Source organism: Bradyrhizobium sp. USDA 3240, from assembly GCF_054063295.1.
Genome location: NZ_JBSSGD010000002.1, coordinates 6,366,649 through 6,391,868 on the forward strand (window position 1 = coordinate 6,366,649; position 25,220 = coordinate 6,391,868).

23 protein-coding genes are annotated in these 25,220 nt (G+C 63.3%); 12 read left to right on the top strand and 11 right to left on the bottom strand.

Annotated features, from left to right (window positions below; all coding sequences use genetic code 11):
• The first annotated feature begins 405 nt into the window (after window positions 1–405).
• The 4 genes from ACVIGA_RS30805 to ACVIGA_RS30820 all read left to right on the top strand — a co-directional run bounded on the left by ACVIGA_RS30805 (window position 406) and on the right by ACVIGA_RS30820 (window position 4,754).
• Complete coding sequence (locus ACVIGA_RS30805) at window positions 406–1,059, top strand: PilZ domain-containing protein (protein WP_456668962.1); 654 nt, start codon at window positions 406–408, stop codon at window positions 1,057–1,059.
• Between the two features lie 434 nt (window positions 1,060–1,493).
• The gene (locus tag ACVIGA_RS30810) at window positions 1,494–2,678 is read left to right on the top strand and encodes an acyltransferase family protein (RefSeq protein ID WP_456668963.1); all 1,185 of its coding nucleotides are present in this window, start codon (window positions 1,494–1,496) and stop codon (window positions 2,676–2,678) included.
• Window positions 2,679–2,920: 242 nt separating this feature from the next.
• Window positions 2,921–4,258 carry a metallophosphoesterase family protein gene (locus tag ACVIGA_RS30815; RefSeq protein WP_456668964.1) on the top strand — a complete coding sequence of 446 codons (1,338 nt, stop codon included), beginning with the start codon at window positions 2,921–2,923 and terminating at the stop codon, window positions 4,256–4,258.
• 61 nt (window positions 4,259–4,319) lie between these two features.
• Complete coding sequence (locus ACVIGA_RS30820) at window positions 4,320–4,754, top strand: hypothetical protein (RefSeq protein ID WP_456668965.1); 435 nt, start codon at window positions 4,320–4,322, stop codon at window positions 4,752–4,754.
• Window positions 4,755–5,307: 553 nt separating this feature from the next.
• Here the strand turns inward: ACVIGA_RS30820 and ACVIGA_RS30825 are convergent.
• Together ACVIGA_RS30825 and ACVIGA_RS30830 are read right to left on the bottom strand one after the other, a co-directional pair.
• Entirely contained in the window at window positions 5,308–7,023 is a 1,716-nt protein-coding gene (locus ACVIGA_RS30825) for an arylsulfatase (protein WP_456668966.1), read from the bottom strand.
• Window positions 7,020–8,003, bottom strand: a complete 984-nt coding sequence (locus ACVIGA_RS30830; protein ID WP_456670924.1) for a formylglycine-generating enzyme family protein — start codon at window positions 8,001–8,003, stop codon at window positions 7,020–7,022. Before ACVIGA_RS30830 ends, ACVIGA_RS30825 begins: the two co-directional genes overlap by 4 nt.
• 427 nt (window positions 8,004–8,430) lie before the next feature.
• Here ACVIGA_RS30830 and ACVIGA_RS30835 point away from each other — a divergent pair, with 427 nt between their 5' ends.
• Window positions 8,431–9,522: a SphA family protein gene (locus ACVIGA_RS30835; RefSeq protein ID WP_456668967.1), complete on the top strand. Its 1,092-nt coding sequence runs from the start codon at window positions 8,431–8,433 to the stop codon at window positions 9,520–9,522.
• Window positions 9,523–9,748: 226 nt separating this feature from the next.
• Here ACVIGA_RS30835 and ACVIGA_RS30840 read toward each other — a convergent pair whose 3' ends face one another.
• On the bottom strand, window positions 9,749–10,453 hold the full coding sequence (locus ACVIGA_RS30840) for a hypothetical protein (protein WP_456668968.1): 705 nt from the start codon (window positions 10,451–10,453) through the stop codon (window positions 9,749–9,751).
• 185 nt (window positions 10,454–10,638) lie between these two features.
• Here ACVIGA_RS30840 and ACVIGA_RS30845 point away from each other — a divergent pair, with 185 nt between their 5' ends.
• The 4 genes from ACVIGA_RS30845 to ACVIGA_RS30860 all read left to right on the top strand — a co-directional run bounded on the left by ACVIGA_RS30845 (window position 10,639) and on the right by ACVIGA_RS30860 (window position 15,461).
• Window positions 10,639–11,259, top strand: coding sequence for a class I SAM-dependent methyltransferase (locus tag ACVIGA_RS30845; protein ID WP_456668969.1), 621 nt, complete (start codon window positions 10,639–10,641; stop codon window positions 11,257–11,259).
• 23 nt (window positions 11,260–11,282) lie between these two features.
• A complete protein-coding gene (locus tag ACVIGA_RS30850; RefSeq protein ID WP_456668970.1) occupies window positions 11,283–11,693 on the top strand; it encodes a DOPA 4,5-dioxygenase family protein in 411 nt (136 codons plus the stop codon).
• 136 nt (window positions 11,694–11,829) lie between these two features.
• Window positions 11,830–14,211 (top strand): putative bifunctional diguanylate cyclase/phosphodiesterase, encoded by a 2,382-nt coding sequence (locus ACVIGA_RS30855; protein ID WP_456668971.1) that lies wholly within the window; start codon window positions 11,830–11,832, stop codon window positions 14,209–14,211.
• A 290-nt stretch (window positions 14,212–14,501) separates the two neighbouring features.
• Window positions 14,502–15,461: a DUF2778 domain-containing protein gene (locus ACVIGA_RS30860; protein WP_223969517.1), complete on the top strand. Its 960-nt coding sequence runs from the start codon at window positions 14,502–14,504 to the stop codon at window positions 15,459–15,461.
• A 60-nt stretch (window positions 15,462–15,521) separates the two neighbouring features.
• Here the strand turns inward: ACVIGA_RS30860 and ACVIGA_RS30865 are convergent, their stop codons facing one another.
• Genes ACVIGA_RS30865 through ACVIGA_RS30900 form a run of 8 tightly spaced genes read right to left on the bottom strand, consistent with a single transcriptional unit; the run spans window position 15,522 to window position 22,229 of the window.
• A complete protein-coding gene (locus tag ACVIGA_RS30865; protein WP_456668972.1) occupies window positions 15,522–16,565 on the bottom strand; it encodes a uroporphyrinogen decarboxylase family protein in 1,044 nt (347 codons plus the stop codon).
• Between the two features lie 32 nt (window positions 16,566–16,597).
• Window positions 16,598–17,467 (bottom strand): fumarylacetoacetate hydrolase family protein, encoded by an 870-nt coding sequence (locus ACVIGA_RS30870; protein ID WP_456668973.1) that lies wholly within the window; start codon window positions 17,465–17,467, stop codon window positions 16,598–16,600.
• Window positions 17,464–18,129 (bottom strand): polysaccharide deacetylase family protein, encoded by a 666-nt coding sequence (locus ACVIGA_RS30875; protein ID WP_456668974.1) that lies wholly within the window; start codon window positions 18,127–18,129, stop codon window positions 17,464–17,466. Before ACVIGA_RS30875 ends, ACVIGA_RS30870 begins: the two co-directional genes overlap by 4 nt.
• 11 nt (window positions 18,130–18,140) lie before the next feature.
• Window positions 18,141–18,941 (bottom strand): ABC transporter permease, encoded by an 801-nt coding sequence (locus ACVIGA_RS30880; RefSeq protein ID WP_456668975.1) that lies wholly within the window; start codon window positions 18,939–18,941, stop codon window positions 18,141–18,143.
• A 7-nt stretch (window positions 18,942–18,948) separates the two neighbouring features.
• Window positions 18,949–19,755 carry an ABC transporter ATP-binding protein gene (locus ACVIGA_RS30885; protein ID WP_456668976.1) on the bottom strand — a complete coding sequence of 269 codons (807 nt, stop codon included), beginning with the start codon at window positions 19,753–19,755 and terminating at the stop codon, window positions 18,949–18,951.
• On the bottom strand, window positions 19,734–20,489 hold the full coding sequence (locus ACVIGA_RS30890; protein ID WP_223969511.1) for an ABC transporter permease: 756 nt from the start codon (window positions 20,487–20,489) through the stop codon (window positions 19,734–19,736). Before ACVIGA_RS30890 ends, ACVIGA_RS30885 begins: the two co-directional genes overlap by 22 nt.
• Before the next feature lies 1 nt (window position 20,490).
• Window positions 20,491–21,456 (bottom strand): ABC transporter substrate-binding protein, encoded by a 966-nt coding sequence (locus ACVIGA_RS30895; RefSeq protein ID WP_223969510.1) that lies wholly within the window; start codon window positions 21,454–21,456, stop codon window positions 20,491–20,493.
• Between the two features lie 59 nt (window positions 21,457–21,515).
• Window positions 21,516–22,229: a GntR family transcriptional regulator gene (locus ACVIGA_RS30900; RefSeq protein WP_456668977.1), complete on the bottom strand. Its 714-nt coding sequence runs from the start codon at window positions 22,227–22,229 to the stop codon at window positions 21,516–21,518.
• A 191-nt stretch (window positions 22,230–22,420) separates the two neighbouring features.
• Here ACVIGA_RS30900 and ACVIGA_RS30905 point away from each other — a divergent pair, with 191 nt between their 5' ends.
• Genes ACVIGA_RS30905 through ACVIGA_RS30915 form a run of 3 tightly spaced genes read left to right on the top strand, consistent with a single transcriptional unit; the run spans window position 22,421 to window position 25,217 of the window.
• Window positions 22,421–23,470 (top strand): aromatic ring-hydroxylating dioxygenase subunit alpha, encoded by a 1,050-nt coding sequence (locus ACVIGA_RS30905; RefSeq protein WP_456668978.1) that lies wholly within the window; start codon window positions 22,421–22,423, stop codon window positions 23,468–23,470.
• Window positions 23,471–23,477: 7 nt separating this feature from the next.
• A complete protein-coding gene (locus tag ACVIGA_RS30910) occupies window positions 23,478–24,224 on the top strand; it encodes a GntR family transcriptional regulator (RefSeq protein ID WP_223969507.1) in 747 nt (248 codons plus the stop codon).
• A 12-nt stretch (window positions 24,225–24,236) separates the two neighbouring features.
• Window positions 24,237–25,217 (top strand): PDR/VanB family oxidoreductase, encoded by a 981-nt coding sequence (locus ACVIGA_RS30915; RefSeq protein ID WP_456668979.1) that lies wholly within the window; start codon window positions 24,237–24,239, stop codon window positions 25,215–25,217.
• Window positions 25,218–25,220: the final 3 nt, after the last annotated feature.

Consider the following 25,220-nt stretch of genomic DNA (forward strand, 5'->3'; position numbering starts at 1 on the left):
GGATCCGGTCTGATTTCGGCCAAGGCTGGTTTCAAGGTTGAGGCTACGATCAAGGCTAGCACCCGGTTGCGAGCCGAGGCAGGCCGTTTCGAGCACGGCGCGATTGCATCGGCGTGCGGCAGCTCTCCCGGTAGTTGTACGGCTTGCAAAATAAACTGCCGCGTAAGGGTTGCGCCATAGAGTGCGCCGCCCGCGCTCTGTCCCGGCTTAACTTTTCCCTAGTGTTTCGACGGTACGACTGTACGCACCTGCGCGCCAGGACGATGCGCGACGCGCTGGGACGCAACCCGCAGCCTTCCCGCTGGTATCGCGTCGGTAACGGATGTCCCCGCCACCAGACCGACCACGAATGTCGGTCAACCCCAGACCTCCGTGCACTCAGATCGCCTCGGGCGAGGTCCAGTCGTGTCTGTCGAAAAGTTTCTCAAGCAACGCGCGGTGAGGATCATCGTCAACGGCAGTTACACGCTGCCGAACTGGTACGATGCGCAGGGCAAGCTGCGCACCTTCGCCTGCCGCACCACGCGCGTCTCGCCGTTCCGGATGATCGTGGACGTGCCTGTCGTCGGCAAGGTCGGCGACCGGCTGACGTCGTATTTCGAGGAGTTCGGCAAGTTCGAAGGCTGCATCACCGACACGATGAGCGGCAGCTTCCTGGTCGAGCTCGAGATGACGCATGCCAGGCGCGAGAAGTTCGCCGACAAGCTGACCTGGATCGAGAAGAAGCAGAAGGATCCGAGCGTCCGCGAGGCGCGCAACAATCCGCGTTTCGTGCCCGTCGCGCCGCATGCCATGCTGACGCTGGCGGACGGCACCATGCAGAGCTGCTTCATCATCGACATGTCGCTGTCGGGCGCGGCGGTGTCCTCCGAACTGCAGCCGCCGATCGGCATGCCGCTGGCGATCGGCGCCTGCGTCGGCCGCGTGGTCCGGCATCTGCCGAACGGCTTCGCCATCAAGTTCGTCGAGACCTACAAGCAGGGCGATCTCGGCCGCCTGATCGCGCGCAAATCCAAGGACCTGCTGGTGGTGTCCGCCGACGCGGATCCTGTTGCCTAGGGCGTGTAATCATAAATCTGGTACGCGCGTCCAGAGATCGCGAGGTCCGAGTTGTCCTCCAAAGCAGACATCGACGGACGCCTAAGTGATGTCCGCTCAGGGCCAGAAGCCGACATCGCAGCAATTGGAATAGCACCGCGCATGAGACGGGCCTCAATTTCAAGTTTCCTGCCGTGTGATCGGGATCGAAGAGGCCGGGATTGCTTCTATTGAGGCGTCCCTTTGGGACATACAGTCTGACTTACAGAGGGAGCCGTCTGAGCTGCAATGGCACAAAGTACATATCCTTCTTGGGTCTCTCTCGCAGCCTGACAACCAGGGACGAGGAGGAGTGGATGGTAAAATGTTGGTTCGGGGTCTAATCTAGTGAGCAATTGGCCTTGCTAATCGGGTTCTCGACTGCACCATGAGCTGCATACCCCGGCGGGGGTGCCATGAAGTCAATTGCTCACGCGGCTCCGGCCGTCGACGTCCAGGCAGCACCGAAGCTCCACAAGCGCAATGTCGCGCTGGACCGTGCGCGCACCTTCCTGACGCTGGTCGTGCTGCTGCATCACGCCGTGATCCCCTACACCTATTTCGGGCACACCGACCCGACATCGTGGATCGGCTTCGACTGCGTGGTGCTCGCCACCGACAGCTTCTTTATGGCGATGTTCTTCTTCCTGTCCGGGTTGTTCGTCTGGCCGGGGCTCGGCCACAAGCCGTGGCTGACCTTCCTACGCGACCGGCTGCTGCGGCTCGGCCTGCCGTTTGTGATCTGTGCGGTCACCGTCATTCCCATCGCCTATTACGCGATCGCGCTGCGCGAGACGCCGGAGCTGACCTTCTCCGAGTTCTGGTGGAAGACCATGATTTTCGGGCCCTGGCCGAGCGGGCCGATCTGGTTCGTCTATGTCCTGATGACCTTCGACCTGACGGCAAGCCTGCTATACCGGGTGTCGTCGCGTCTGCTCGATCCAATCAACCGGCTGTCGATCAAGGGATTTGATCATCCTTGGAAGTTCGGGCTGTTTCTCGTCGTCGTCAGTGCCATCGTCTACGTGCCGTTGCTGGTCCGTTACGGTCCGTACTATTGGTTCGAGTTCGGACCGTTTTCGGTGCAGGCCAGCCGCGTGCTGCTGTATGCGGCCTATTTCTTCGTCGGCGCAGGCATCGGTGCCGCAAACTTCGAGAGCGGCCTGCTCAGCGCGCACGGACGGCTGACCGAGCGGCGCTGGTTCTGGACCGGCATCACCGTGATCCCCTACGGCCTGATGTGGGTGATGATCTACATCAAGCGCGAGATCATCGGTAACCCCAATCCGCTGCCGGGCTGGTATCTTTCGATCTATGGCACCTTCTTCGTTCTGTTCAGTGCCTCGATCCTGTTCGCGATCCTGGCCTACTTCCTGCAATCGAAATCGTCGGGCCCGACGCTGCTCGACCGCATACAGAGCGACGCCTACGGCATGTTCCTCGTGCACTATCCGATCGTGCTGTGGCTGCAATACTGGCTGTTCGATTTCGACCTGCCGGCGACCGCCAAGGCCGCGATCGTGTTCTTCGGCACCGTTGCGTTGAGCTGGGCCGCCACGGCCATGCTGCGCAAGCTGCCGGGCGCCAAATACGTGCTGTAGCGACGCCGCGATCTTCGGGTCAAAAGACGACGTGGGCCAACGTCGCCCGGAACGTCCGCTCTGGGCCATTTACAGATATGAGCCGCCGTTCTTCGATCACGTCGTTAGCGCGACCAACGACCCCGCTGAATTCCGATGAAAGCGTATTTTGCGCTGTAACTAAGTGGCTCGTCGAGCTAGGTTGTGCGCGAGAATACAATGCGAAGGTCATTCCCTCTCCTCAATTTAGGGATTTAACGACCATGCCATCATCCAAATCATCCAGCAGCCCAAGCCGCCGCCTCGTACTCCAAACGCTCGCTGCGCTGCCCATGATTTCTATGCCGCTAGTCGCCAGTGTGCGGACGGCCGTCGCGCAGACAACAATCGCCACCGGGGCCGGGTTTTCGTTCGCGGCGGTCGGGGATACCCGACCGATGATGTACCTTCCATTGAAAGAGGGGCAGCCGGACCTGAACAAATTCTTCGTCGAAATGTTCGGGTTGGTCATGCCGGAAAAGGTCGCTGAAGCGGTGGTGGCGAGGGATGTGAAGATGATCTTCGATCCGGTTACCAAAGAGCTGATTAAGGTAATCATGCCGTTCGCGTCGAAGACGGAAGTCATGACACTGACAGTGGATAACGGTTGGGTCACCGAGGCGTCTGTTGAGGACACTAAACTGCTTCCCGGGGTGCATCGGACGATGTTCCGGCTTCAGGGCGGCGAATGGGTGACACGTGAAATCGTGAAGGACGTTCAGTCCGGGCGCGCCAAATTCGTGGTCAATAGTGGCGACGCGGTCTGGTGGGGCAATCAGGGCCTAACCGTCAACGACAGCCCATACTGGAAGCGGGTGAACGACACGATGTTGAAGAAGCTGCCCGTGCCAGACGACGAGATGCGCGCAGCCGGGTTGGACGGGCGCTTTTTCATGAGTGTGGGCAATCACGAGGTATGGGCGGACCCCAAGATTGAGGGCGTTCTCTCGGCCGTGCCGTATTTGAAGAAATTCGGCGTAACGCCCGAAAACCTCATTTACAAATTCGACTTCAAAGGTACCCGCTTTATCTATCTTTGGAGCGGCAAGTACGACTACCGTTCGCCTTCGCTTTGGGACGCCGATCGGCCAAAGTATGCCGAACAGATGATGCAGCTTCAGAAGTGGATGGACGAAGCCAAGGCCAATGGCATTCGTAAGGTCTTTATTGTCTTCCACTATCCTGTGTTTGCGCGGTCTGGCTTAGGTCCAATCCCGGCCCCCGACAATCCGCACAAGGTGATCGCGTCGTATGCCAAGGACATGGAGGTGGTCGTGTTGAACGGGCACGTCCACACCACCGAAATCTACGAGGTAGATGGCGTAAAGTATCTGATGCTGGGCGGTGGCGGCGCGGAACAGGACCCAATCCTTCCCGGTCGCACGAGCATCAAGGTACCCGCTGACTATCCACCGGACCTCTACTGGAAGGGACAGGCACCGAAAGAGGAGTACAATTACGTGCTTCTCGATGTCCAACCCGGCCAGAAGACGAAATTCACCCTCAATCGGTTCAGGCCGTGGTCGGCAGAGCCATTCGGGGCTGAGGAACTCTTCAAGTGAGCCGGAAGCAGGCGTTAACGGGAGTGAGGTTCTGGCGACAGCTCTTCTGATCATTCACGGATTGATCGCAGTCGCACTACTTGGCGCGATAACTCACCAGACTTTGGCAGCATGGGCATCGGCGGATAAGCGACCGCCTTCATTCTTTGGCCGCTTTCGTTCCGTGCCGTCCGCCTTGTTTGCAAACGCTGTGGTCGCTCTGTATGTGGCCACAACGCTGCTGGGTGGGATCATCTACCTTTATTTCCGTGTGGATGTCAGACCCGAGTTAGAGCGCGCGGGTCACTGGCACGTACTCGGCTTCTTCGACCTCAAGGAGCACTTCGCAGCTATCGGATTGGCGTTGTTGCCCGCCTACTGGGTATGCTGGCGACGGCCGCTTGACGATGAACCTGCCCAAACACGCGCCGCGCTCACTTCGATCCTTGCCTTTATTGTCTGGTGGGGCTTTCTGACCGGCCACGTCGCCAACAATATCATGGGTTTCGGCTTATGACGTCATCGGCCTCGTTTCGCCGCTTTGCATTTGCGTTCGGGACGACATTCGCCATCCTTTACGTGGTCGCACTCGCAAGGGATGTTGCGCTGTTCACCGTTTTTCCCTCGCTAGGCGTTGTCCTTGCGGGCACGCATCATACACGAGACGTCGCCGACCCCGCGATGGGCTTCCTCGCACCGGCGATCTACTGGTATGGCTGGGCAGCATCGGCTGCACTCGGGGCATTGATGCTCGGCTTTGTTGCCGCGCTGTTACCCGGGCGGTGGACGCGAGCCATCTGGCGGGGATGGGTATGGTTGGCTCCCGCGCTCTCGATGATCGCGTGCGTCTATCTCACACTTCCCTGGTTTCGGTTCTGACTGGGCTTGACTTCCGCTCCGGGGCAGATCCGGAAGAACTCGGGTTAAGCTTCTCAAGTCCACTTCACCCCCAAGGAGCGGGCATGGAGCGGGCATGCCGGTCGGCCGCTCAGGGCCAGGAGGAGACATTTCCCCGGTGCTGCGCGGGGCGGCCTAGAGGCCGCCCCCACCATGCCGATCATGAATACATGTTATTTTGCCATCGCCGTCCTGGCAGCCTCGATTTTCGCCTTCACGGCATCGAGATTGAAACTCGCGCCTTTCTGCATCGGCGGAAACTCGATCGCCGTCATCGCCAGCTTTTCCACCTGCTGCTGAACAAACACAAAGCGCCAGAATTCGAATTTGAACCAGTCGAAGTATTGTTGCGCGCCGTATTTGGTCCCGCTATCGGGCCATCCCGTTCGCTCGAAAGGATCGAGGCGAAGGTTAATCAGGTAGGGCACGTCAGGCTTGGTTTTTTCACCCAGCCAGCCTCCAGGCTGGTCGATGAAGCGATACTTGTAGTCGTCGATGCGCACGGCACCCAGCTCGCTTTCCCCGAAGTACCAGATTTCGTGCCGGTTCGACGGCCCCTTGCCGGTAATCATGTCCATCTGGTTATAGCCGTCCAGATAACATTTGTAGGTCGTGTCACCGATCTGCTTGCCCTTCTTCAGCTCTTCGACAATGTTCGGGTTGCCGGCCGCCGCAAGGAGAGTCGGAAACCAGTCCAGCCCGGAGATGATGCCGTTCTCGACCTTGCCCGCCGGCACTTTGCCCGGCCAGCGGATCATCGCCGGCGCGCGGAAGCCTCCTTCCAAGACCGTGCCCTTGCTCTGCGCGAATGGCGTCTGTCCACCATCAGGCCAGGTGAATACCTCGGTGCCGTTGTCGGTAGTGAAGATCACGATGGTGTTGTCGTCGACGCCCATGTCCTTGAGTTTCTTCATCACGATGCCGACGTCGTCGTCGAGTTGCGCCATGCCGGCCTCATGGATGGACCAGCCGTTCTTGGAGTTGCGCAGCGCTTCGTACTTCGGCGACAGATGGGTGACGATGTGCATGCGAGTCGGATTGAGCCACAGGAAGAACGGCTTGTTGTCGGCCTTGGCCTTGTCGATGAACTTGAGCGCAAAGTCGCGGATTTCGTCGTCCACGGTTTCCATCCGCTTGGGATAGAGCGTGCCCGCGTCCTCGATCTTCTGTTTGCCGACCTTGCCCCAGCGCGGATCCACACTGGCGTCGTCGACATTGGTCGCATAACAATGGAGCATGTTGCGTGGACCGACGGTGTTCAGCAACTCCTGAGGATAGGCGGGGTGCGCTGGATCTTCCATCGCATCGAGGTGATACAGGTAGCCGAAGAACTCGTCGAAACCGTGCACCGTCGGCAGAAACTCGTTTTTGTCACCGAGGTGGTTCTTGCCGAACTGGCCGGTGGCGTAGCCCATTCCTTTCAGAGCGGTAGCGATGGTTACGGCCTGCGCGGGTATGCCTGTGGGTGCGCCGGCCTGGCCGACCGTGGTCATCCCGGTCCGGATCGGCAGCTCGCCGGTGATGAAGTTGGCGCGGCCCGCTGTGCAACTCGCCTCGGCGTAGTAATCGGTGAACAGCATGCCCTCGGCGGCGATCTGATCGAGATTCGGCGTCCGGCCCGCCATCATGCCGCGGTGGTAGGCGCCGATATTCCAGATGCCGATGTCGTCACCCATGATGACGACGATATTGGGCCGCTGTCCGGCCGGCGCGGGCACCGGGGCCGACGTTGGTTGCTGCGCTTGCGCGAAGCTTGTCGCACCAACGGCAGAGAGTGCTGAAGCGGCGACGAGCGAACTACCGCTCAACAACAGATCGCGGCGTTTCAATCCTGCGCTGGTGGGTCCCGTGCTCATCTCAGGCTTTTCCGGAATCGTATCGTTACTCATGACGTGATCCTCTTCCTGGTGATGCACCTGAAGCCGACATGGCTTGCTGAGGTGTCGATCGGCTCGGCATGACGCGCGGCCGGACGATAGCGGCGGCAGTAGCTGGGGGCGCAAAGATGCGAGCCGCCTTTAAGCACCTTGCGCGGAATCCTGAGGTTCGGCTGACCAGAGTCGTAGCTCGCGCCCTCGGGCCCGCCGCGAGGATTTTGCGGGATGCAGCAGGCTTTCGGGGCGTCTGCGTCGTGCCTCTGTGAATACCAATCGGCCGTCCATTCCCAGACATTGCCGATCATGTCATGAAGGCCGTAGCCATTGACCGGGAATGCGGTGACGGGCGAGGTGCGTTCGAAGCCATCAGCCACCAGATTCTGGTGCGGGAAATTGCCCTGCCAGGTATTCGCCATGTGCCTGCCGCCGGGAAGTTGCTCGTCACCCCATGCGAATTCCGCGCCGTCGAGTCCGCCGCGCGCGGCAAACTCCCATTCGGCTTCGGTCGGCAAGTCCTTGCCAGCCCACGCCGCGTAGGCCTCAGCATCACGATAGGCAATGTGGACCACGGGATGATCGTCGAGGCCGCTGATCGAACTGCGGGGGCCGTATGGCCGGCGCCAGTTGGCGCCAAATTTGAAACTCCACCATTGTGACCAGTCGCGCAAATCGACCGGATGCTTCGGTGGCGTGAAAACCAGCGCGCCTGCCTTGAGCATGTGCGGCAGTGCGCCCGGATAGTCCTTTGCGTCAGGCCGCGTCTCCGCGAGGGTCACGTAGCCTGTTGCGTTGACGAACTTGCGAAAATCGCGATTGGTGACCGGCGTTGCATCCATCCAAAAGCCGCTCACCGAGACGCGATGGACCGGCGCCTCTTCGGCATAGTGCCTGTCGGACCCCATGCGGAACATGCCGCCCGGAATCCAGATCATGCCCCTTTGGTCGGGCCCATCCGACAAAGGTACGCCTGCCGCAACGCCAACGTCGTGCATGAGCCGCCCGCAGTGAACGAGATTCAAGGTTACCAACGCCGCCCCGAGCAAGAAGCTCTCGGCAGCTTTCTAGCTCGCCGATTGCTTCGGGGAACGGTTTAACGCCTTGGTCAGTCAAAGACGATCGAGTATCTGAAGCGCGACTACAAAGCGTCTGCGAACCAGACAAGGTAAGATGCTTCCAGCAACGCATCCCTCTTATGTTGATCCAGATCAATCGAGTCGGGTCGCGTCCTTATCAAGAGCCCCTGACGACTATGCAAAAACTGCCAAGGCTGTGGCGTCATGGACACAGCCTTTCAACAAAAAGGCCGGCTGAACGTAAGTATTCCGATTTCGCATGGACCAACGGCAGCGTCAGCTTACTCTTTCCGAGTTTCTACCCCGCCGGAGCAATGGCGGGATCGCGAGAGTCGGGGGATCGACGATGTGGTACCTTGGACCGGGTTTGCGACGCAGATTTTTTTCGCAGTGGCATTTGAGTGTTGCGGCGCTTGCCGTTCTGCTGTTGCTTCCCACCCCAGAGGCTCGCGCCGATGAAAACGGCATCAGCTTTTGGGTACCCGGATTTTTTGGCAGCCTCGCGGCTGTTCCTCAGCAGGCACCGGGCTGGTCGGTGACCTCGATTTATTATCACACCTCTGTTTCCGCCGGCGCCGACGTGGCGCGGTCGCGCGAAATCACGCTCGGTCGCTTTCCCGCGAATCTGACAGCCAACGTGAGCGCGAACGTCAATGCGAATGTGAACCTTGGCTTTCTAGCCGGGACTTATACTTTTGCGACACCGGTGCTTGGTGGTCAGGCCTCTGCCACCCTGTTGGCAGCCTACGGATCCAACTCCACCTCGCTCGCTGGATCGCTTGTGGGGACATTGACGGGACCGGGAGGCGCCACGTCTCCTTTCTCCCGGTTTGACAGCATCGACAGCTCGCTCATTGCATTTGGCGACCTGATCCCGCAGTTCGCGCTGCGCTGGAATGCCGGTGTCAACAATTACATGACGTACATTACCGCTGACCTCCCGGCCGGCGCCTACCAGTCGACCCGCCTAGCGAATTTGGGGATTGGGCACTGGGCAATCGACGCGGGCGGCGGCTACACCTATTTCGATCCAAAGACCGGGCACGAATTTTCGGCGGTGCTGGGATTCACCTACAACTTCGTCAACCCCTCCACTGAATATCAAAGCGGCGTCGACATGCACCTCGACTGGGGCGCGTCGCAATTCCTGACCAAGCAGTGGCAGGTCGGCCTCGTCGGTTACCTCTATCAGGGGCTCGGATGCGACAGCGGCTCCGGCGATCGCGTCGGCTGCTTTCGGTCGCGCGTGGCCGGCGTCGGCCCGCAGGTCGGCTACATTTTCCCGGTGGGGGACATGCAGGGATATCTGAACCTGAAGGGCTACGGCGAATTCGCCAATGAAAATCGGCCGGCAGGCTGGAACGTCTGGCTGACGTTCAATCTTCAGCCCGCGGCGCCAACGCCGCCGACATCCACAAGGCCCAGATTCACAAAGTAGCAGCGCCGGTGACGCTGCCACCGGCGCCGCGCTGAAGGATCAATCTGGCGCGGCGGTAGCAACGCAATCAGCGAATAGACACTCCGCAGGCGTGCGGACATGTCCGAGTTGGGTCAAAAGGCGACATCCCAGTGGTCGGGGCCGCGAGTCCGCTTTACTGCTCGAAAGCGGACATCCTGAATTTATGAGTACGCACCCTAACCTGCGGCTGCGCGTCCGATTCGCGCTACGTCAGCTCTTCCGGATCGTCGGCCGCGCGCATCCGCGCGATATCGTCCTCGGTCGCCGCCGCGCCGGCCGCCGCGATCGCGATCTCGCGCGCCAGATTGGTGCATTCGGCCCACAGCAGGAAGAACACCAGCGGCGGCCGCTCGCGCGCCTCGAGCATCTGCCGGCAGCGCTCGGCGGCGCCATCGAGCGCCCACCACTGTCGGGCGACGACCATGACCTTGCGGAAGCTGCGCAGCGTGCCGGAGAATTTTTGCGGATCGGCACCCACGATGGCGCCGCAATGGTTCAGCCAGTTCAGCGCCGCATAGATTGCGATGCCGTAATCCTCGATCGCCGTTCCCGTGAAATCGACGACGGTGTTGTCATGCGCGCGCTGGCGCAGGAAGGCATCGATCATCTCGGCCTGGTGCGCCGGATCGACCAGCAGCGAGGTGTCCTTCCGCGGCACCATCGGGAGATAGCGCATCGCCTCGAGCCGCGTGTGCTCCCAGATCGCCCTGACATCGCCGAGCAGGTCGCCGGGCTTGCGCTTGCAGGCCGGATAGACCAGCACGCCATTATCGGCGAGATCGAGATAGCGCGGCACTACCTTGTCGAGTGCGGCGAGAAACGCGCAGGGATCGGTGAGGCCGCGCAAGTCGCTGGCGGCGTCGTCCGTCTGTGCAGGCCTGTTGCCGCGTGTCCAGCCGAAGTTGGCCATCCCCGGACGCCCCGATCTCAACCTCGCCATCAGGTTAAATGGAAAATGCGGCGATGCAAATGCGGCATTTGCCGCTGCGCGGCCGTGCGTGTCCGCTGCTGCCGGTTGACGCGGGAGACCGCCGTGCCTAGCTCATGGTTAATGGTGCGCAACGCGGGTTGCTGCCGCTTTCGGGACCTATCGCCGTGACCGCTTCTGATCGCCAGTCGCATTGGCAGACCGTCTATCTGACCAAGGGCGAGCAGCAGGTGAGCTGGTCGCAGGCCGATCCGCAGCCATCGCTGCGCCTGATCGAATCCGCCGCGCCAGGCCGCGAGGCGTCGATCATCGACATCGGCGGCGGGGCTTCGCGCCTCGTCGATGCGCTGCTGGCGAGTGGCTTTCATGATCTGACCGTGCTCGATCTCTCCGAAGCTGCGCTGGCAAGCGCGCGGCAACGAATCGGCGCGGCCGGCGCGGTGGTGCGCTGGGTTGCCGACGATGCGACGGTCTGGCAGCCGCCGCACGCCTTCGACGTCTGGCACGATCGCGCGGCGTTTCATTTCCTCGTCGCGGAGAGCGACCGCGCGGCCTATCTCGAAAGACTGCATCGCGGCGTCAAGCCAGGCGGCCACGCCGTGATCGGCACCTTCGCGCTGGACGGTCCGGAAAAATGCAGCGGCCTGCCGGTGCAGCGCTATGATCCGGCAACGCTCAGCCGGACCGTCGGTCCGGCCTTCGAGTTGATCGCGCATGAGGCGCACCGGCACGTCACGCCCTCGGGCGCGACGCAGTCGTTCCAGTTCAGTGTGCTGCGGTGCAGGTGAACGGCCGCGGAAGGAGAAGCGAGATGACGGAAGGGCCACGGGCGATCGGCGAGATCGCGAGCTATCACGCCCATGTCTATTACGACCCCACCACCAGCCGGGGCGAGGCCGAACGCCTGCGCAACTGGATGGGCGAGCGCTTCCTGGTCACGCTCGGGCGCTGGCACGACGTCAAGGTCGGCCCGCATGATCAGGCGATGTATCAGGTGGCGTTTGCGGCCGAGCTGTTTCCGACCCTGGTGCCGTGGCTGATGCTGAACCACGGCAGCCTGAGCATCCTGGTCCATCCCAACACCACCAATCCGCGCCGCGATCATCGCGACGATCCGCTCTGGATCGGCACGCCGCTTGCCGTCCATGCCGACAAGCTGCCCGAAGACGCCGAAATGGAGCACGCGCCGGCCCCGAACACGTCGCCGACATTACGTCCCTGAGCGCCATCTCCGGATGGGTAAAGATTGACGCAATTGCGTTACAGCCAAGTCGTTTCAAACTCATCGCGTTTTGCAACGTGAGGTTAAGCCGGCATTCCTAGGCTTACCCGACATTTCAGGGTCGGGCGCCTTAGGCATGTTCTTTTCGTTTCGAAGCTGGTCACTGTGGCGGGTGGTCGGGCCTCTGCTCGCCATCGTGCTGCTGCTGGGCAGTCTGTCCGCCGGCAGCCTGCAGGTGATGTCCGCGGTGCGCGCCTATGTGGCGGGCGAGAGCCTGTGGTCGAAGGGGCAGAAGGACGCCATCTACTACCTTCAGACCTATGTCAGCACCGGCGCGCCGCTCTATCTGCAGAAGTTCGATGCCGCGATCGCGGTGCCGCTGGCCGATCGCACGGCGCGGCGCGCGCTGGAAGCGCCCGGCAACAACGACGCCGTGGCGAGGGCCGGCTTCGCCAAAGCGGGCAATCATGACGACGACATCGGCGGCCTGATCTGGCTGTTCAAATATTTCCGCACGATGCACCACGTGGCCGGCGCGGTGACGGCCTGGCGCAACTCGGATGCGTTGCTCGATCAGCTGATCGAAATCAGGAACGAGGCCGCGAGCGACGTCGCGCTGCATGATCCCTCGGCTGCGACTATCAAACACTGGGCCGAGCGGATCGGTGCGGTCGACGCCGCGCTGAGCACGCTCGCCGTCGATTTCTCCGACCAGTTGGGGAAGGCGTCGCGCCAGGTCTCCGCGCTGCTGCTGCTGGTCAATCTCGTGATCGCGGCCGGCCTTGCCGGCATCGTGCTGTTCCACACAAGGCGGATGCTGTGGCGCCGCTGGCTTGCCGAGACCGCGCTCGCGGTCGAGAAGGAGCGCGCCCAGCTCACGCTGGCCTCGATCGGCGACGCGGTCATCGTGACCACGCAGGACGATCGCGTCGGTTACATGAACGGCGCCGCGCAGCGGCTGATCGCGCCGGGGCGGGACGTGACCGGATGGCAGCTTTCATCGCTGTTCAACATTGCCGAGCAGCCGGTGCAGGGATCGTTCCAGAGCACCGATGCCGACGACGAGAGCCGGCCGCAGCAGCGGCTCCTGGTGCGGCCGGATCATTCCAGCGTGCCGGTCTCGGTGGTCGAGACCCCGATCGTCCATGCCGGTGAGCCGGCCGGCCGCGTCATGATCATTCACGACATGACCGCCGAGCGGCGGCTGGTCGAGGAACTGGCATGGGCTGCGTCCCATGACGCGCTCACCGGCCTTGCAAACCGGCGGCAATTCGAGTTCGAGCTGCACAAGGCGATGTCGGGCTCGCCGGTCGTGGGCGCCGATCTGATGCTGATCGACCTCGACCAGTTCAAGATCGTCAACGACACCTGCGGCCACATGGCGGGTGACCGGCTGCTGAAGCAGGTGGCGAAGATGCTGGCCGCCGAGGTCGGCGACAGCGGGCTGGTTGCGCGTCTCGGCGGCGACGAATTCGGCATTCTGCTGCGCGACGATGGCTCCGCCACGCACGACGTTGCGGCCGATGTCGCGGAGCGGATCAGGGCGGTGGTCGAGCAGTCGAGCTTCGTCCATGAGGGCTCGAGCTTCCGGATCAGCGCGAGCATCGGCCTGGTCGCGCTTTGCGACAGCGCCGGCGTGCAGGACGCGCTGCGGCTTGCCGACGTCGCCTGCTTCCTCGCCAAGGACAAGGGACGCAATCGCGTCCAGGAGCACCGTCCGTCCGATACCGGCATGGCGGTGCGCGTCGCCGAGATGAGCTGGGTCAATCGCATCCGCAAGGGATTGGACGAGGGGCGCTTCTGCCTCTACGAGCAGGAGATCCGCCCGGTCAACGGTGCGCTGAGGGGCAACGAGCGGCGTGAACTGCTGCTGCGGCTGCGCGACGAGAACGGTGCGCTGGTGCCGCCCGGCAGCTTCCTGCCCGCGGCCGAACGCTACGGGCTGATGCCGCTGATCGACCGCTGGGTGGTTCGCCGCGCCTTCGAGATCATCGCCGAGCGCAAGCACCACCCACGCAGGGTGGCGAGCTACGCCATCAATCTTTCCGGCGCCACGATCGGCGACGGCGACTTCGTCGACTTCGTCGCCGAGCTGTTTGCGCAGCATGATTTTTCGCCGGCATTGGTGTGTTTCGAGATCACCGAGACCAGCGCGATCTCGAATCTCGATGAGGCGCAGACATTCATCGCGCGGTTGCGCGAGATCGGCTGCAGCTTCTCGCTCGACGATTTCGGCACCGGCATGTCCTCGATCGCCTATCTGAAGCACCTGCCGGTCGACATCATCAAGATCGACGGCTCGTTCGTGAAGGAGATCCTGAACAGCAAGGTCGATCGCGCGATGGTCGAGATGATCACCAAGACCGCGAAGATCATGCAGAAGCAGGTGGTCGCCGAATTCGTCGAGAGCCTCGCGATCCTGGACGAACTGCGCCTGATCGGGGTCGACTACGCCCAAGGGTACGCCATCGGGAAGCCGGTTCCGGTGCTCACCCTCCGGGAAGAAAAGATCGCCTGAGTCGCCGAAATTGTCCCGAAACGGGACTTTTTCGGCCATTTCGCCCCGCCCGGGGCTGATTCGCCGGCACTTTCCATCCGAAAAACGTTTAAAAATCCTGTCGTTGCCCGCTTCGTCTCGATTATGCCTTACTCTAATTCCCTGATATGATGTGCGAACGGTGAATCCAACGTGGGCCGGGTAACAGGCCCCAGAGCACCGACTTGGGGATGATGGGTCAACGTACGACGAAAGCAGCCGCGCGTAAGTCGAACCGCGGCGTGTCTCTGGTGGGCAGCACGGCGTTCGCCGTGACCGCGCTCGTCCTGTCGTCTGGCCTTGCCGCCTGGATGGTCGGCATCGACCCGACCGCATGGCTGCATGGACCGGCACTCGCCAACACCACCGCCTCGCTGAATTTCGACGATCGCTTCGGCTCTCGCTCCACGATCAACACGGCCTCACTCTATTATCCTCTGCGCCGCGGGTTCCGTTCGAGCCGCGGCGATTTCGATTCCGAGTTCGGTCAGATCGAGGACGCGCTGTCGGGCCAGCTGCGTGACACCCAGACCGAACTGCCGGCCAGCCAGCCGGCGACGGCATCGGTCGCGGCCACGACCTCGACCGCAGCTTCCGCCGTGCCGATGCCGCGATCGCGGCCGGTCGAGGCCAATCTGCTTGCGCGCAACGATCAGCCGCTGCCGCCGCAGGCGCCGGTGCAGCAGGGCGACAACCGGACGTTCCTGCAGAAGATCGCCGACATGATGCCGGGCAAGCTGCAGCTGGCCTCGATCGATCCGAATGATGGCCTGTTGTCCGGCCCAAGCCTCGATCTCGGTGCGCTCGGTTATGACAGCACCACGGCGGTCTACGACATCACCGGCCGTATCGTGTACATGCCCGACGGCACGAAGTTCGAAGCGCATTCGGGGCTCGGCAATCTGCTCGACGATCCGTCGCATGTGACCGCCCGCAACGCCGGTGCAACGCCGCCCGGCGTCTACGAGATGAAGCCGCGCGAGAAGTTGTTCCACGGCGTGCCCGCGCTGCGCATGACCCCGGTCGATGGCAGCGATACGTTCGGGCGTGTCGGCCTGCTCGTGCACAGCTACATGCTCGGGCCGAACGGCGACTCCAACGGCTGCATCTCGGTCAAGCATTACGACAAATTCCTGCAGGCCTATCGCAGCGGCTCGATCAAGCGCATCGCCGTCGTGGTCAGCATCAAGGACGTCAAGTCGGCCTCGACCCGCGCGGCGTCGAACTCGTAGGCCGCGAGCGCCGTCGCCAGCGCCGCTGGCGACAGATCCTGTGCTGGCCGCGGAAGATAGCTAGCCGATCTCTTTCCTGACCGTCGCCGCGGCGTCACACATCGCCTTCAGCTTTCCGAATGCGACGTGCCGCGGCATGTACTTCATGCCGCAGTCCGGCGCGACCACCAGTCGCTCCGCCGGCACATGCTTCAGGCCGTTGCGAATGCGATCGGCGACGACGGCTGCGGATTCGATCTCGGGATTGCCGAGGTCGAGCACGCCGAGCATGATCTTCTTCGAGGACAGGTCCCTGAGTACGCCGAGATCGAGCTTCGGCTGGGCCGCCTCGATCGATATCTGGTCGGCGATGGTCTCATCGAGTTCGGCAAGGAAGGAATAGCCGGCCGGCTTGGTCGAGCCCGGCACGACAGCTGCATAACCGAAGCAGAGATGCACCACGGTCGGGATGGTGATGCCCTCGAGCGCGCGATTGATCGCCTTCACCGCATAGCGCCTGGCGAGATCCGGATTGTTGCGCACCCAGGGCTCGTCGAGCTGGATGACGTCAGCGCCGGCCTTCTCGAGGTCGCGCGCCTCCGCGTTGACGGCGGCGGCGAAAGCCATCGCGAGCTCTTCGTCGTCCTTGTAGAACTCGTTCTTCGCCTGCTGGCTCATCGTGAACGGGCCGGGCAGGGTGATCTTGGCGGCACGGTCGGTGTTCTTGCGCAGGAACTGCATGTCATGCAGCTCGACCGGGCCGTTGCGCTTCACCGGGCCGACGACCCGCGGCACCGGCGTCTGCGTGCTGCCGGTGCGCGCCGTGATGACAGCGGGATTGTCGGCATCGACGCCCTCAAGCGCGGTGGCGAACCGGTTGGAGTAGCTTTCGCGTCGGATCTCGCCATCGGTCACGATGTCGATGCCGGCGCGCTCCATGTCCCTGATCGCCACGATGGTCGCGTCGTCCTGGGCTTCCTCGAGATGCTCGGCCGGCAGGCGCCACATCGCGTGCATGCGGGTCCGTGGCACCGACTTCGACAGCATGGCGCGATCGACCAGCCATTCCGGCTGTGGGTAGCTGCCGACGACGGTGGTCGGCAGCAGATGCCTGGGCAGGTTCATGATATCCTCCTTCTTGTTGTTGTGCGGCCCAATCAGGCCGCGCGCGTTGCGGTTGCCGCAGCTTCGTCCTTCACCGGGTTGCGCAGCACGCCGATGCCGGAAATCTCGACTTCGACGACGTCGCCATCCTTCATCCACAGCGGTGGCGTGCGATAGGCGCCGACGCCGCCGGTGGTGCCGGTAACGATGACGTCGCCCGGCACCAGCTCGGTGAAGGTCGAGCAGTAGGCGATCAGGGTCGCGGCGTCGAACACGAGGTCCGAGATCGGCGCGGCCTGCACCTCGACGCCGTTGAGGCGGGTTGCGATGTGCTGCTTGGTGATGTCGGGAAGCTCGTCGGTCGTCACCATCCAAGGTCCGAAGCCGCCGGTACCGACGAAATTCTTGCCGGGCGCGAATTGCGAGGTGTGGCGCTGCCAGTCGCGGATGCTGCCGTCATTGTAGCAGGCATAGCCGGCGACATGGCCGAGCGCAGCCTCGCGCGAGATGCGGCGGCCGGCCTTGCCGATGATGACGGCCATTTCGCCCTCATAGTCGAACCGCTCCGACTCCAGCGGCCGGATCATCGGCTGCCCGGCGCCGACCTGGCTGTTGGCAAAGCGGGTGAAGATCATCGGATACGGCGGTGTCGGATGGCCGCTCTCGGCAAGATGCGTCGCATAGTTGACGCCGATGCAGAATATCTTGTCGGGATCGGGCACGGTCGGCAGCAGCTCGACATCCTTGAGCGCATAGTCGGGGCGCTCGCCCTGCAGCTTCTTCAGTTCATCCAGCGAACCCGTCGTCAGCAGCGCCTTCAGCGTCGGCTGCGCCTTCAGCCGCTTGCTGGCGTCGATCAGCCCCGCGTCGGTCACGATGCCATAGCTCGCCGTATTCGCCGCCTTGAAACTTGCGATCTTCATGGTCTCTCACTCTCTTCGATCGAGGAAACATAGGACTGGATGGGAAGCGCAATCTCGCCGTTGCGCATCGGAACGCATTGCGGCGGAAAATCCTGGCGGAAGCGAGCGCCGTTCGTTTCCGCGCGTTCGAGGAAGCGCTCGAGATGCGCCATCGCACCGGTCGGCAGATCGTGCAGCACCAGCAGCGTCCACGGCTGCGCGCGGCATTGGTCGAGCGCGCGGTCTGCCCAGCCGTCTGGATCGTCCCAGTCGCGCGGTATCGCGTTCCAGAGCACGCAGCTGTGCTTGTTGAGGGCGAGATAATCGACCACGGAGGGTTTTAGCAGCCGATCGTCGAGATTGCCGCCGCCGCCAAACGGCCGGAACCAGCGGTTGGGATGCGCGAGCTCGCCGATCGCGGCTTGCGTTCGGCCGATCTCACGCTGGGCCGTCTCCGCGCCGGGCTGCCGGCCCAGCGGCACGCTGTGCGTATAGGTGTGGTTGCCGATCCAGTGGCCTTCGTCGCGTGCGCGAGCAGCGAGGCGGCGACGTGCGGGGTCGTCGAGCTTCTCGCCGATCACGAAGAACGTAGTCTCGATGCCGCGTTCGCCAAGGATATCGAGTACCCTCGGTGTGACGTCGGGCTCTGGTCCATTGTCGAACGTCAAGGTCAGGTCGAACACGTCGCGATCCCCTATGTCGCCGGCTGCATCGCGCTGGGCCCGACCTCGTCGGCCGTGCGCTGGCCGGCGCGCGTTCCGGTCTGCCAGATCGCGGCCTTGCGCTCGACCCAGCGGATCGCGGCGTTGAAGGCGATCGCCATGAACAACACCAGCAGCACGCCGGCGAAGACGTGCGGGCTGTCGAGAATGGTGCGGTAGCGCGAGATCAGATAGCCGATGCCCGCCGACGAAATCAGCATCTCCGAGACCACCACGCCGACGATGACGAGCGCACCGCCGACCCGCAGGCCCGACAGCACGGTCGGGATCGCCGCGGGGATGATGACGCGGACCAGCCGCCGGCTCAGCGTCGCGCCCATGCTGCGGGCGGCGAGCAGCAGTTGCGGGTCGATGGTCTGAATTCCGGCAGCGGTCGCCAGCATGGTCGGCAGGAAACCGTAGATCGAGGCGAAGGCGATCTTGGACTCCGAGCCGATGCCGAGCCACACCGTGAAGACCGGATAGAGGATCACGAGCGGTACCGCATAGAGGCTCGAGACCATCGGCATGATCAGCAGGCGCGGGCGCGGCAGGCTGCCGACGATGGCGCCGAGCAGGATGCCGCCGCCACAGGCGAACGCCATTGAGACCGCGACCTCGTAGAGCGTCACCGCAAGCGCATGGCCATATTCGGCGGCCTCGTTCCAGCCAGCGAGTAGCGTGGAGGACAGCGACGGCAGGAACAATTCGGGGATCAGACCGGTGCGCGGCAACAGCTCCCATAGCACGAGCAGGCCGATGACGATCAGATGGCGAAGTGTTTTCGCGCTCATCGCTGTCTCACGCCGATTTGCGGATGTGGCGCCAGATGCGGTCGCGCAGCGCACCGAAGGCGTCGCCGCTCAGCATCTCGTAGGTCCGTGGCCGCGGCAAATTGACGTGGAGCTGATCGACGATGCGGCCGGGCCGCGGCGACATCACGATCACCTCGTCGGCCAGATAGACCGCCTCGGTCAGGCTGTGGGTCACGAACACGACCGTCTTGCCGGTCGCAGCCCAGATCCGCAGCAGCTCGTCGCCCATCGTCATGCGGGTCTGCTCGTCGAGCGCGGCGAACGGTTCGTCCATCAACAGCACCGGCGGATCCTGCACCAGGCCGCGCGCGATCGAGACGCGTTGCTTCATGCCGCCCGAAAGTTCGTGCGGGTGGCGCTTGCCGAAACCTTCGAGGCCGACCAGCTTGAGCGCGTCCTGCGCCTTGGCCCGGCGCTCCGCCTTGGCGACGCCGCGCAGCGCCAGCGGAAACTCGACATTGTCTTCCGCCGTCAACCACGGAAACAGGCTGGCTTCCTGGAACACGACGCCGACGCGGTTCGGGTCCGGCTGCGGGATCGGCGCGCCGTTGATGGTGATGGTGCCTGAGGTCTGCGTACGCAGCCCGGCCATCATCATCAGGAGCGTGGACTTGCCGCAGCCGCTCGGGCCGACCAGCACGACGAAGCGCCCCGGCTTGATGTCGAGCGAGACATCCTCCAGCGCGACGACGTCCTGGGACCCGGTCCGGAACACCTGGCCGACATTCCTGACCTCGATCGCGCCGGCGCGCGACGCGGGCTTCAACGGTGTCACGTTCGCCAATGGCTGCATCGTGTTTCCACCCATCTGATCAGTTCATTGAAGGTCATGGCGATCGCGGCGACCATGACGACGCCGGCGAGCAGCTGCTTCATCTGGAAATTCTCGCCCCAAGTCGCGATCTGGTGACCGATGCCGTCGCGCGAGGCGTACATTTCGGCGAGGATCACGCCGGTGAGGTTGAAGATCATCGAAATCCGCAATGCTTCCAGCAGCACCGGCAGCATGCTCGGCAGGTAGACGCGGAATGCGGTCTGCGTGCGTGTGGCGCCATAGGAACGGGCCACCGTCAGGTGCTCGATCTTGACCGATTCCACGGCCGTCGTGGTCGACATGATCACGATGAAGATCGTCGAGAAGAAGCCGAAGCCGACCTTTTGGGCGAAGCCGACGCCGAACACCAGGATGAACATCGGCAGGAAGATCGATTTGGGGATGCTGAAGGCGAAGAACAGCAGCGGCTTTGCGACATCGGCAAAATAGCGGTTCTCCGCGATCAGGAAGCCGATCAGCGCCCCCATCGGTACCGCGAGCGCGAACGCGGCCAGCACCTCGGTGGCGGTCACCATCAGGTCGGTCCGGACGCTCGATCGCTGCAGGAGGTCGCCGAGCGTCAAAAGCGTGTCCGATGCCGACGGCAGCAGGCGCGGATTGACGAGCCCGGTCCGCGACAGGATCTCCCACAGCGCGAAGCTCGCGATCACGATCGCGATCCGGGCGAGCTTGATGGTGAGGGTGGCCTGCATCTTATGGCTTGGTCGGAACCGGCTTGAACCTGGTCGAGATCACATCCTCGACCGGAACGATGTCTTTCAGTCCGCCGAGCTTGGCGAGGTCGAGCGACAGCTGCACCGCCGCCGGCACATTGGCCGCGCCCATGTTGCCGTCGGTCTCGAGCTTCATGATGGTGTTGTCGTATTCCATCGCGGCGATCTCGGCCGGCATCTCATAGAGGTCGGCGATCAGCTTCACGGTGACGTCGCGGTTGGCGCGCATGTATTGCACGGCGCCATAGAGCGCGTTGACGGCCTTCTGCACCACGTCCGGCTTGGCCTCGGCGAACTTGTCGAGCACGATCCAGCCTGCGGTGAGGTTCGGCGGCGCCGCGGTCGCATAGTCGAGGATGGTCTTCGCTTCGCCCGATTTGGCGACCTGGAAGCTGAGTGGTGAATAGACCACGGCGGCATCGACATTGCCGGCGAGCAGGTTCGGCACCAGGCCGCCGCCGCCGACCGGCACGCGGGTGAAGTCGATCTTCCGGTCCTGGATGGTCCAGAGTGCCAGCAGATCGGAGCCGGAGCCGGCCGCGGTGATCCCGACCTTCTTGCCGTTGAGATCCTTAACCTCGAGCGTCGATTTGGCCGGCACCATCAGCTGCCAGCCGAAATTGCCCATCGCGGCATTGGCGACGATCCGCGACATCACGCCCTTCTTGCGGCCGGCAGACACCAGCGACGGCGGATCGAGGATGATGTCGGCTGCGCCCGCGGCCATGCCCTCGAAGGTCTCGGCGCCGCTGCGGTAGACGGTCAGCTCGGCCTTGATGCCTTCCTTCTCGAACAGCTTCTGCCGGACCGCGGTCTCGGCGATCGTCGTCGGCCAATAGGTCTTGGTGGGCAGGCCGACGCGGATCGTGTCAGCAGCATAGGCCGGGCCGGCCAGCAAGGTGGTGGCGATCAGGGTTGCCAGCGCGCGGCGACGCGTGATGTTCATGGTGTTGTTTCTCCCGGAAATCTATTGTTGTTATTTTCGGCGCGCTTTGCGCCGGAGAGTCACGTCTTGCCGTTGACCTCCGCAATACGCGGAGCGGCGAGCTCGACGAATTCCTTGGTGATGCCAAAGTGCTTTGACAATGCGCGAACTGCCGCATCCGCATCGCGCGCCAGAACGGCGTCCACAATCGCGGCGTGCTCGGCGTGGACGTCGCGCGCCCTGCCGACCTCGCGGCGGATCGAAAGCCGCCGATAGCGCTCGCTCTGCTCATGCAGCACGTCGCGGAAGCCGAGCAGCCATTGCGAACCGCAGGCGTTGACCAGCGCGCGATGGAAGATGCGGTGACGGACCACCCATTCCTCGTAGTGCACGGTTGGATCGTCAGGGTAGCGATGGGGAACGGCCTTGAGCGATTCCCAGGCGGCCGCGACCGAGGCGAGCCAGGCATTGTCGCCGCGCTCGATCGAGCGCCGGATCGCGAGTCCCTCGATGTCGATCCGGGTTTGCGTGACGTCGGCGAGGTCGGCGAGCGAGACCGGGCAGACGCGAAAGCCGCGCTGGTCGGAGGCTTGCACCAGACCGTCAGCCACCAATCGTGACAACGCCTCGCGGACGGCGGCAAGGCTGACCGAAAACTGCTTGGCGAGGCCGGCGATGTGCAGCTTCTGGCCCGGAAGCAGCCGGGTCGACAGGATGTCGGCCCGCAGCCGCTCCTGAACCGCCGATGTCAGGCTTCGCGGCCCTTCGCCGGACAAGCCCTCGCGAAAACTCAACCCGATATTCACGCGCGATAGACTGGCTGACGGCCGCATTGCCGTCAATCGAAAATCGATTTTTTGCGTAACTCCAATCAATTTTTTCTGCTATGTATACCAATGTAGGGAATTATGATTGATTTTCAGTGTGAATTGCCGATATCTTGAAGATAATGTATACATAATGAATTCAAAAGACGGAGGATCGCTTGCCAAAACCCTTTCCAATGAACGCGTGGTACGCAGCAGGCTGGGATGCCGAGATCAAGCACGCGCTGTTGCCGCGGACGATCTGCGGCAGGCATGTCGTGATGTACCGGAAGGGCGACGGCGAGGTCGTGGCGCTGGAAGATGCCTGCTGGCATCGCGTCGTGCCGCTCTCCAAGGGCCGGCTCGACGGCGATACCGTGGTCTGCGGCTATCATGGCCTGAAATACAATGCTCAGGGCCGCTGCACCTTCATGCCCTCGCAGGAAACCATCAATCCGTCGGCCTGCGTGCGCGCCTATCCGGTCGTCGAACGCCATCGTTTCATCTGGCTCTGGATGGGCGATCCCGCGCTCGCCGATCCCGCGCTGGTGCCCGACATGCACTGGAATCACGATCCGGCATGGGCCGGCGACGGCAAGACCATTCACGTCAAATGCGATTACCGCCTGGTCGTCGACAATCTGATGGACCTGACCCACGAGACCTTCGTGCACGGCTCGAGCATCGGCAATGATGCGGTCGCCGAAGCGCCGTTCGACGTCGCCCATGGCGAGAAGACCGTCACCGTCACGCGCTGGATGAGGGGCATCGAGGCGCCGCCGTTCTGGGCCAAACAACTACAGAAGCCGGGTCCGGTCGACCGCTGGCAGATCATCCGCTTCGAGGCGCCGTGCACCGTCAACATCGACGTCGGCGTCGCGCCGGCCGGATCGGGCGCGCCGGAGGGCGATCGCTCGCAGGGCGTCAACGGCTATGTGCTCAACACCATCACGCCGGAGACCGAGAAGACCTGCCACTATTTTTGGGCCTTCGTCCGCAATCACCGCATCACCGAGCAGCGCCTCACGAGCGAAATCCGCGACGGCGTCGCCGGCATCTTCCACGAGGACGAGATCATCCTGGAGGCGCAGCAGCGCGCGATGGACGAGAATCCGGACCGTGTGTTCTACAATCTCAACATCGATGCCGGCGCGATGTGGGCGCGGCGCGTCGTCGACCGCATGGTGGCGAAGGAAACTCCGCCGCAGCAGTTGCAGGCGGCGGAGTAGCCGGGCCATGGCGGAACGCGAAGCCGATCGCTCAGTGTCGCACACGGTGCGGGCGCAGCTCGCGCTGCGCGACCTGGTTCTCTCGGGCCGGCTGCGGCCGGGCGAGCGCATCTCGGAGCTGCAGGCGGTCGAGATCACCGGGGTGTCGCGCACGCCGGTCCGGATGGCGCTGGTCCGGCTGGAGGAGGAAGGCCTGCTGGAGGCGATCCCGTCCGGCGGCTTCATGGTCAAGGCATTTTCCGAGCGCGACATTCTCGATTCGATCGAGCTGCGCGGCACGCTGGAGGGGCTCGCCGCGCGCTTTGCCGCCGAGCGCGGCGTGTCGTCGCGCGATCTCGAGCCGCTGAAAGAGTGTCTCAACGAGATCGACGGCCTGGTGCGGCAGGATCCGATCTCGGTCGAAGCGTTCTCGTCCTATGTCGCGCTCAATGCGCGCTTCCATGCGCTGCTCACCGAGCTGTCGCGCAGTCCGCCGCTGATCCGGCAGATCGACCGCGCCTCGGCGCTGCCGTTCGCCTCGCCGAGCGGCTTCGTGATGGCGCAATCGGCCTTGCCCGAGGCACGCCAGATCCTGCTGATCGCGCAGGATCATCATCGCGTCGTGGTCGACGCCATCGAGAACCGCGAGGGCGCGCGCGCCGAAGCGATCATGCGCGAGCATGCCCGGCTTGCGGCTCGCAATCTGCGGCTGGCGCTGCGCAACCGCACGCACCTTGATCTGCTGCCGGCGCTGGCGCTGGTAACGACCGGCTGAACGGAGCGTACCATGCGATTTATTGACACCTGGACGTCAGCCACGCTGCTCGCTGTGCGCGACCTCACGCCCGGTATCCGCGAATTCCTGCTGCGGCCGGACGATTTCACCGGCGCGCCCTATCCCGTCGGCAGCCACATCAACGTCGGCGTCACCATCGAAGGCCAGCCGCAGACCCGGTCCTATTCGCTGGTCGGCGAAGTCGATCTGCAAGGTTTCCGGATCGCGGTGCGGCATGCGCCGGATTCCCGCGGCGGCTCGCGCTACATGTGGTCGCTTGTGCCGGGGGCACGGCTTACCATCACGCTGCCCGCCTCGCTGGTGCAACTCGACTGGACGCGGCGGCAATTCTGCCTGGTCGCGGGCGGCATCGGCATTACGCCGATCGTCGGTGCGGCCGAGGCGCTGGTCCGCCGCAATGCCGGCGTGACCTTGCACTATGCCGTGCGCACGCGCGGCGATGCGGCGTATCTCGATACGCTCGAGCGTCTGCTCGGCGACCGCCTCATCGTCCATGCCGGTGACGAGGGCAGACGGCTCGACCTCGACAGCGTCTTCGTAAGGCTACCGCAGGATACGATGACGTTGTTCTGCGGCCCGATGCGGATGCTGGATGCGGCGCGGCGCGCGTGGGAAGCCTCCGGCCGGGCGATGACCGATCTGCGTTACGAGACCTTTGGATCGAGCGGGCTGCTGCCGACCGAGGCGTTCCGTGTCCGGCTCAGGGGTGAGGGGACCGAGTTCGTGATCCCGCGCGACCGCTCGATGCTGGACGTGCTCAACGAAGCCGGCCATGAGGTGATGAGCGACTGCCGGCGCGGCGAATGCGGCGTCTGCGCGATTGACGTGGTCGCTGTCGACGGCGAAATCGACCATCGCGACGTCTTCTTCAGCGACCATCAGAAGCAGGCGAGCGGCAAGATCTGCGCGTGCGTCTCGCGTGCCCGCGGCACCATCACGGTCGACACTCTGCATCGCGCCGACGCGCCGTGATGT

What these genes read in the sequence shown, in the direction of transcription:
- ACVIGA_RS30810 (WP_456668963.1), top strand. Translation starts at nt 1,494, where the DNA reads ATGAAGTCAATTGCTCACGCGGCTCCGGCCGTCGACGTCCAGGCAGCA.
- ACVIGA_RS30815 (WP_456668964.1), top strand. Translation starts at nt 2,921, where the DNA reads ATGCCATCATCCAAATCATCCAGCAGCCCAAGCCGCCGCCTCGTACTC.
- ACVIGA_RS30825 (WP_456668966.1), bottom strand. Translation starts at nt 7,023, where the DNA reads ATGAGTAACGATACGATTCCGGAAAAGCCTGAGATGAGCACGGGACCC.
- ACVIGA_RS30830 (WP_456670924.1), bottom strand. Translation starts at nt 8,003, where the DNA reads ATGCACGACGTTGGCGTTGCGGCAGGCGTACCTTTGTCGGATGGGCCC.
- ACVIGA_RS30835 (WP_456668967.1), top strand. Translation starts at nt 8,431, where the DNA reads ATGTGGTACCTTGGACCGGGTTTGCGACGCAGATTTTTTTCGCAGTGG.
- ACVIGA_RS30840 (WP_456668968.1), bottom strand. Translation starts at nt 10,453, where the DNA reads ATGGCCAACTTCGGCTGGACACGCGGCAACAGGCCTGCACAGACGGAC.
- ACVIGA_RS30850 (WP_456668970.1), top strand. Translation starts at nt 11,283, where the DNA reads ATGACGGAAGGGCCACGGGCGATCGGCGAGATCGCGAGCTATCACGCC.
- ACVIGA_RS30855 (WP_456668971.1), top strand. Translation starts at nt 11,830, where the DNA reads ATGTTCTTTTCGTTTCGAAGCTGGTCACTGTGGCGGGTGGTCGGGCCT.
- ACVIGA_RS30865 (WP_456668972.1), bottom strand. Translation starts at nt 16,565, where the DNA reads ATGAACCTGCCCAGGCATCTGCTGCCGACCACCGTCGTCGGCAGCTAC.
- ACVIGA_RS30870 (WP_456668973.1), bottom strand. Translation starts at nt 17,467, where the DNA reads ATGAAGATCGCAAGTTTCAAGGCGGCGAATACGGCGAGCTATGGCATC.
- ACVIGA_RS30880 (WP_456668975.1), bottom strand. Translation starts at nt 18,941, where the DNA reads ATGAGCGCGAAAACACTTCGCCATCTGATCGTCATCGGCCTGCTCGTG.
- ACVIGA_RS30885 (WP_456668976.1), bottom strand. Translation starts at nt 19,755, where the DNA reads ATGCAGCCATTGGCGAACGTGACACCGTTGAAGCCCGCGTCGCGCGCC.
- ACVIGA_RS30890 (WP_223969511.1), bottom strand. Translation starts at nt 20,489, where the DNA reads ATGCAGGCCACCCTCACCATCAAGCTCGCCCGGATCGCGATCGTGATC.
- ACVIGA_RS30895 (WP_223969510.1), bottom strand. Translation starts at nt 21,456, where the DNA reads ATGAACATCACGCGTCGCCGCGCGCTGGCAACCCTGATCGCCACCACC.
- ACVIGA_RS30910 (WP_223969507.1), top strand. Translation starts at nt 23,478, where the DNA reads ATGGCGGAACGCGAAGCCGATCGCTCAGTGTCGCACACGGTGCGGGCG.
- ACVIGA_RS30915 (WP_456668979.1), top strand. Translation starts at nt 24,237, where the DNA reads ATGCGATTTATTGACACCTGGACGTCAGCCACGCTGCTCGCTGTGCGC.